The organism is Providencia sp. PROV189 (assembly GCF_028480065.1).
Lineage (GTDB): Bacteria > Pseudomonadota > Gammaproteobacteria > Enterobacterales > Enterobacteriaceae > Providencia > Providencia stuartii.
The window spans coordinates 1-2,054 of record NZ_JAMPOG010000077.1; the positions used below are offsets into that span (position 1 = coordinate 1).

Consider the following 2,054-nt stretch of genomic DNA (forward strand, 5'->3'; position numbering starts at 1 on the left):
AGTACGACGAAAACGCTGAAGGTACTGACGTGCAATATCAGGAGCAACCATCGCCCCCTGAGACGCCTTACTTCTCTCCGTTCTCTCCGGTTTGGTTTGCGTGTGTTGTGATACATCCGGAGTACCTGACATTTTCTGTAAAGGCGCACTTTTCATCTCCGTTTCTGCCGGGGAAACGGGGTGATACCGCCCTTCACGGGCTGCCTTTAATAGCTGCAAGGCATACCCCACCGGATTACGCACACTCCCTGTCCTCACCCCCTGTGTCAGTTGCTGCACAATCGATATTGCGGCTTCTTCCGGCAACACCTGTAATTGTTTTTCCAGCATCTGCCGGTCATTCTCATCAATCCGTTGATTCAACTCCTGCACCTGAGTACCCGATAAATATTGCTCTTCCTGATCTACGTACGTATTTTTTACACTCTGTGTAAAAGTATTACGTACGTAACAGTTCGATTTTCGAACCCCTGAATCAGACTGGGTTTGTGTACTCAGTTCGATTTTCGCACCCGGCGTTTTTTCATCATTTTTTTCCCTGAGTTCGATTTTCGAACCCGGTGTTTTACACTGAGTTCGATTTTTTTTATGTTTACCCGGATGAAGTTGTGCCGTCTGCCCATTGAGTATCCGGCGTTGCCTGTCTGCCAGCGCTTCCGGTGTCTGAAGACGTTCAAGTCGCTGCTCAATGAGTTGCATTCTGGTATGCTGATGTCGCATTGACGGCTCAGTTTTCAGGACAGTCAGCACAGCGCGGGCCACGCACCGCACACTCTTATTTTTGTGATAACAACTTTTTTCCAGTACATCCATCCAGCGCGGATCTAATGTCTCTGCATCAAAGGCATTCACCGGCTCATCATGTAACATATAAATATTTCCCCGGATACGCCCCCGTTTATCCCTGACCCGGTGGCATAAACTGAGCCAGCCCGTCAGCCTCAGCATTAACAGTGCCCTGCTGACCGTTTCCCGCGAGGCCTTATCGCTGTGGGGCGTGGCTAACTGGAGTTGTAAGTCATCATAGGTCGGAAATACGGCCCCCTCATGTTGCTGTGCATGAAGCCGGATCATCATCCAGGTCAGTTTATCAACCGGGGAAAGTCGGGATTCCAGCAATAATTGCCGGGGGATGGCATCATGAACATTGCCGGCGTAAATCAATCCACTGCGCAGTGCCGTGCCGGGCTGGCTGCGTTGCCGGTGATGCAGTTGCTGCCGCATTTTTTCTAATGAAAACTGAATAATACTGTCCGGAGGAAATTGCATCTTATGCCCCACACAAAAATAATTTCATGCCTGAATACACTGATAGCTGTCTCCTCCGGTGAAAATACCGCACCGTAAAGAGACAGTCTCAATATACTGAGGATCATGATGTTGAATATTCTGCCCTTACCGGCTAATCATCTTGTTATAACGTTCATGGCTCATCAGCTTCCAGCTTTGCCCCTGGTCCGTACTGAGCAGACGCCAGAATGCGCCAATATCAATTTTCAATACCGGGTAAACACCGCCCTTTTTTCCGCCGCATTTCACTTTTTTACAAAGTCGTTCTCCCGAAAAATAACGCAGCAATAACCCGTTTGCCTTCCGCTGAATATGCGCCGGAACAGGTGTGACACATTCCGGAAATATCCGGGCCGGTTGATTGTTACTGATAACCCGGTTATCCGACATGACCGTTTCTCCTGTCTGCGGCATTCAGAACACCGTCCCGGTGCCATTCCTGAACCGTATTCCACACCGTGGTCAGTGAAACATCCATTTTTTCAGCACAGGACACCATGATCTGGAGACAATCCGGATCATCCGGCTCCGGCATACCCTCCTCTTTCCAGCGATACCATAATTCCGTTTGCTGCACATCTGACAGCCGCTGTGAACGGCCGGCATTTCCCCGGATCCCGGACAACCGCCGGCGGGCTGACACCTCCAGTGAGGTCATGCCAAAATACTGATTCAATAAATCAATGGAGGCTCCCAGTCTCAGACAGCGTTCAATCATCTGATTCTGACAATGGACGTCTTTCGCCCGGGTCAGCAATAAACGC

General features: G+C 49.9%; 3 protein-coding genes. All 3 read right to left on the reverse strand.

Features of this window, described 5'->3' with window-relative positions; all coding sequences use genetic code 11:
• On the reverse strand, window positions 1–1,119 hold a 1,119-nt coding region (locus PR833_RS20225), incomplete at its 3' end, for an STY4528 family pathogenicity island replication protein (RefSeq protein WP_272526479.1).
• 276 nt (window positions 1,120–1,395) lie between these two features.
• Window positions 1,396–1,680: a ParE family toxin-like protein gene (locus PR833_RS20230; RefSeq protein ID WP_248129417.1), complete on the reverse strand. Its 285-nt coding sequence runs from the start codon at window positions 1,678–1,680 to the stop codon at window positions 1,396–1,398.
• On the reverse strand, window positions 1,670–2,054 hold a 385-nt coding region (locus tag PR833_RS20235; RefSeq protein WP_272526480.1), incomplete at its 5' end, for an STY4526/YPO1902 family pathogenicity island replication protein. The genes PR833_RS20235 and PR833_RS20230, both read right to left, overlap by 11 nt.